This window comes from uncultured Marinobacter sp. (genome assembly GCF_963974375.1).
Classification (GTDB): Bacteria; Pseudomonadota; Gammaproteobacteria; order Pseudomonadales; family Oleiphilaceae; genus Marinobacter.
Genome location: NZ_CAXBDN010000289.1, coordinates 1 through 5079 on the forward strand (window position 1 = coordinate 1; position 5079 = coordinate 5079).

5 protein-coding genes are annotated in these 5079 nt (G+C 59.0%); all 5 read left to right on the top strand.

Features of this window, described 5'->3' with window-relative positions; translation table 11 throughout:
• Positions 1 to 767: acetyl-CoA carboxylase, carboxyltransferase subunit beta (gene accD, locus AAC035_RS18380; RefSeq protein WP_339806552.1), on the top strand; the 767-nt coding region annotated here is incomplete at its 5' end.
• The gene (gene folC / locus AAC035_RS18385) at positions 757 to 2097 is read left to right on the top strand and encodes a bifunctional tetrahydrofolate synthase/dihydrofolate synthase (RefSeq protein ID WP_339806554.1); all 1341 of its coding nucleotides are present in this window, start codon (positions 757 to 759) and stop codon (positions 2095 to 2097) included. The genes accD and folC, both read left to right, overlap by 11 nt.
• Before the next feature lie 184 nt (positions 2098 to 2281).
• Positions 2282 to 2944, top strand: a complete 663-nt coding sequence (locus AAC035_RS18390; protein WP_339806555.1) for an SPOR domain-containing protein — start codon at positions 2282 to 2284, stop codon at positions 2942 to 2944.
• Positions 2945 to 3070: 126 nt separating this feature from the next.
• Positions 3071 to 3631, top strand: coding sequence for a CvpA family protein (locus AAC035_RS18395; protein WP_339806556.1), 561 nt, complete (start codon positions 3071 to 3073; stop codon positions 3629 to 3631).
• 37 nt (positions 3632 to 3668) lie between these two features.
• Positions 3669 to 5079: amidophosphoribosyltransferase (gene purF, locus AAC035_RS18400; protein ID WP_339806557.1), on the top strand; the 1411-nt coding region annotated here is incomplete at its 3' end.

Sequence of the window (5079 nt, forward strand, 5' to 3'; positions counted from 1 at the left end):
GGGTAACGGCCCGCCGCCGTCTCGATATTTTTCTTGATGAAGACGGCCGCACCGAAATTGCCGCAGAGCTGGAGCCCTGGGACCGCCTGAAGTTCAAGGACACCCGTCGCTACAAGGAACGTCTGACCCAGAATCAGAAGGCCACCGGTGAAAAAGACGCGCTGGTGGTGATGAAGGGCAAAACGCTCGGAATCCCGCTGGTGGCCTGCGCCTTCGAGTTCAACTTCCTGGGCGGCTCCATGGGCCAGGTAGTGGGTGAAAAGTTTGTCCGGGCGGCCAACATCTGCCTGGAAGAGCGTATACCGCTGGTGTGTTTTGCTGCGTCCGGTGGCGCGCGAATGCAGGAAGCCATTATTTCATTGATGCAGATGGCCAAGACAGCCGCGGTTCTTGAACGCATGAAGCAGGAAGGCATACCCTATATTTCGGTGATGACCGATCCTGTGTTTGGCGGTGTCTCGGCCAGTCTTGCCATGCTGGGAGACCTTAACGTAGCCGAGCCCAATGCCCTGATCGGCTTCGCAGGTCCGCGGGTCATTGAACAGACCGTTCGTGAAAAACTTCCGGAAGGCTTTCAGCGCAGCGAGTTCCTGCTGGAACACGGTGCCATTGACATGATTCTTCACCGCCACAAGATGCGTGAACGCCTGGGCTCCCTCCTGGCCAAGTTTACCGGCCTGGATCAGCCAGAAAGTGAAGCGCCGATTGAATTTGACGTGAGCGAACGTCCGGAAACGCCGGACGCGGCGGAAGTCGATGCCCGCTGAGCAAAACCTGCCGGTGCCCCCCGCTGCGGGGGCTTCGCTTGATGACTGGCTTCACTATCTCGAGGCCATTCACCCCACCGAAATCGAGTTAGGCCTGGACCGGGTACTGATCGTCCTGCGCCGGCTGTTTCGAAACAGGCCGTCCGCCAGAATTATCACGGTTGCCGGAACCAATGGTAAAGGCAGTACCGTAGCGGCGCTGGAAGCCCTGTTGCTGGCAGCCGGGCAATCGGTTGGCAGTTACACTTCGCCCCATCTTGAACGTTACAACGAGCGGGTTCGCATCAACGGCCAGGACGTCGATGATGTGGCACTGGTATCTGCCTTTGAAACCATTGAGGCGGCGCGGGGGCAAACCTCACTGACTTACTTCGAGTTTGGCACCCTGGCGGCGTTCCTGGTGATGGCGCAGGCGGGTGTCAGCAACTGGGTTCTTGAGGTTGGCCTGGGGGGGCGTCTTGACGCTGTCAATGTGCTGGATGCCGATCTTGCCGTCATCACCTCAATCGACCTTGATCATACCGCCTGGCTGGGCAACGACCGTAACGCCATCGGTTTCGAGAAGGCCGGGATTCTGCGGCCAGGGCAACTGGCGATATACGCCGATGAAGATCCGCCGGCTTCGGTATTGCAGCAGGCGGCCGCCCAGAAGGTCACCTTGCTGCGTCCCGGCCATGGCTATCAGCTGCAACGGCTGGGGGAACACTGGCGGGTAAGCACGGACGTGCCGGTGCGGGTCTTCGAGCTGCCTCTGGACGGTCTGCCGATACACAGTCTGGCTGCCGCCGCCGTCGCTGCAGGCTTGCTGGAACTGGAGCTGGATGACGCCGCGGTATCGGAGGTACTGTCTGCGGTGGTGCTGGCCGGGCGCTTTGAGCGACTGGTTGCGGCTCCGCAGATTGCCATTGCGGCGGGGCGCAGTGAGAAACTTCCTGCGGTGTACGCTGATGTGGGCCATAATCCCCACGCGGCGCGCTGGCTGGCCAGCCGTCTGGCGGCCATGTGCAAGCCGGGACAACGGATATTTGCCGTCTACGCAGGGCTGTCCGACAAGGATTCGGCGGGCGTGGTGGCCGCGTTGGCGGAGGTTGTTGACCAGTGGGTCATCTGTGGTCTTGCGGTGCCCCGGGGCCTGAGTGCCGAGGCACTGGCCGGACGCCTGGCAGATCTGCCCGATGTCAGCCGGAATGCCATCACCTCGATGTCCGTGGACGAGGGGTTGGCGGTGGCTGTAAAGCAGGCTGCACCGGATGATATGGTGCTGGTGTTCGGGTCGTTTTTTACCGTTGCAGAGGCCCGGCGCATTATGGCCGTACGCGCACCAGCCTGAAACCCGGGCTGTTGGCCCGATCATCGACCGGATTCCGGGCGCCTTAAAGATTGGTCATTGTCTGTCGGTGACTTTGAGTTACCCGGGGCGGACAGTTACTATCGGGCACATATCGTTATGTTGTTATTGGCCGGAGCATCCGGTTTTGCCAGAAGTCCGGCTTAATTTCAGGGAGTCAAATGACGTGGATGGACTGAAACAAAGAATCATTGGTGCGCTGGTGTTGATTTCACTGGCCGTTATCTTTGTACCGATGATGTTTGATGAGCCACACGATGAACGGTCCGTTCGCTCGCTGGATATACCTGAGGAACCTCCCTTCCCGACGGTTGATCTGCCGGAGCCGGAGCAGGCCGGCGACAACCGGGCGCCGGACTATCACATTGAAGAAGTGGCTACTCCGTCCGGGCCAGCTTCAGCGCCAGCACCGGATTCCTCAACGGACTCCGCCGCAGCCCCGGCCCCGGTCCCGCAGGTAGCACCACCGACTACGGAAGAGACGCCCGCGCCCGGTGCAGATGCGCCCGTGGCCAGTGAGCCGTCATCGGCGGAGGCGCCACCGGCGGTGGCCGCAGAATCAGAGTCGCCTGAATTTCAGCGTTCCCTGGAAGGCGCCTGGGTGCTGCAGCTTGGCAGTTTTGGTAGCCAGGACAACGCCAGACGCCTGCGGGACAATGTTCGTGAGCGAGGTTATGGTGCCCATCTACAGGAAGTGACTCGCGGTGACAGCCTGCTGATCAGGGTGTTTTCCGGCCCCTTCGCCGAGAAAGAGGAGGCCGAGCGGGCGAAACAGATCCTGGACGAAGCCTTCGGCGTCAATTCCCTGGTAACCAGGGGTGCGGGCTGATTTCCATCATCCGGCATCCGGGCTGTGACGTTTTACGGAATTCCCTCCGCACAGGCTGGTCCGGTGGTTTGGGTTGGCGATGATTCCTGTTAGAATCCGCGTTTACCGTTTACCGCCGGGTTGTTAATGCAAGCGCTGATCTGGATCGACTGGGTTATTATTGCCCTGCTGACAGTCTCTACTCTGATCAGCCTGAAGCGAGGCTTTGTGAAAGAGGCTTTGTCACTCGTTACCTGGGTGGCCGCTTTTATCATTGCCCGTACATTTCATCCCCAGATGCAGACCCTGCTGGAAAGTACCGTGGAAACACCCATGGTGCGCCTGATTGCAGCGTTTGCCATCCTGTTCATTGCGACCCTGCTCATCGGCGCTGTTATCAACAATATGATAGGTCACCTGGTACGGGTGACCGGCCTCACCGCCACTGACCGTGTACTCGGTATGGCATTCGGGCTGCTCAGAGGCGTTGTCGTGGTCATAGTGGGTATCGCAGTAACCCGCTACACGCCGCTGGCGGAAGATACCTGGTGGCGGGAATCCGTCATGATAGAACACCTGGCCGTAGTAGAGGACTGGTCGCGCCGTACCTTTGGCGACGAGTTTGAGCGGCTTCTTGGCCCGGCACCGGATGCCAGTACGCTGATCATGAGCAGCGACCGGATACCGGCTAGCGGTCCTGGAAATTGATTGACCCGTTTTTTTCGCTCTGGAGAACACAGAACTCATGTGTGGAATTGCAGGCATTGTCAGTACCCAATACGTCAACCAGGCGCTCTATGATGCGTTGACGGTACTTCAGCACCGGGGCCAGGACGCGGCGGGTATTGTGACCTTTCAGGACGACCGTTTTTTTCTGCGTAAGGACAATGGCCTGGTTCGCGACGTTTTTCGCACCACCCATATGCGTCGCCTGGTAGGAAATGTGGGTATCGGTCATGTGCGTTATCCGACGGCTGGCAGCTCAAGCTCCGCAGAGGCACAACCTTTTTACGTCAACAGCCCCTACGGTATTACGCTTGCCCATAACGGTAACCTGACCAATGCCGATGAGCTGGCCCGGGATCTGTTCCGTACCGATCTTCGCCACATCAACACCAATTCCGACTCGGAAGTGCTGCTGAACGTTTTTGCCCACGAGCTGCAGAAACTGGGCAAGCTCACCCCCACCCGGGAAGAAATCTTTGCGGCGGTCAGTGCCGTGCATCAACGCTGTCGGGGTGCTTACGCGGTTATTGCCATGATCACCGGCTATGGCATTGTCGGTTTCCGTGATCCGAACGGTATTCGTCCTGCCTGTTACGGTGTTCGCGAAACAGCCCAGGGCACCGAGTATATGATTGCGTCCGAGAGCGTGGCTCTGAGCGCGGCGGGTTTCAAACTGGTGCGGGATATTGCACCCGGCGAGGCGGTGTATATTGAAACTGACGGCACACTGAATACCCGGCAGTGCGCGGAGAAGCCCCACCTTACACCCTGTATTTTCGAACACGTCTACTTTGCCCGGCCTGACTCCATCATGGACAAGGTGTCGGTCTACAAGGCACGGCTGCGTATGGGCGAGACACTCGCCGACAAGATTTTGCGGGAGCACCCTGATCACGATATTGATGTGGTGGTGCCGATCCCCGATACCAGCCGGACGTCGGCCCTGCAAATGGCTCATCGCCTGGGTGTCAAGTTCCGCGAGGGCTTCATCAAGAACCGTTACATCGGCCGCACTTTCATCATGCCCGGCCAGAAGTTGCGTCAGAAATCGGTGCGCCAGAAGCTGAACCCCATTGATCTCGAGTTTCGGGGCAAGAACGTGATGCTGGTGGACGATTCAATCGTTCGCGGGACCACCTGCGAAGAAATTATCCAGATGGCCCGTGATGCCGGCGCCCGCAAGGTGTATTTCGCCTCCGCAGCGCCGCCGGTGCGCTATCCGAACGTGTACGGCATTGATATGCCGTCGGCCAGTGAATTGATCGCCCATGGCCGTACCGTGGAAGAGATTCGTGAACTGATCGGTGCTGACTGGCTGGTGTATCAGGATCTGGAAGACCTGGTGTCCTGTGTCAATGATGTCAACCCCGACATCGAGGGCTGGGAGTGTTCCGTTTTCGATGGCAAGTACATCACCGGTGATGTGGATG

Bases quoted from the DNA above. Each gene is read 5' to 3' on its own strand.
- folC (WP_339806554.1), top strand. From the start codon at position 757: ATGCCCGCTGAGCAAAACCTGCCGGTGCCCCCCGCTGCGGGGGCTTCG.
- AAC035_RS18395 (WP_339806556.1), top strand. From the start codon at position 3,071: ATGCAAGCGCTGATCTGGATCGACTGGGTTATTATTGCCCTGCTGACA.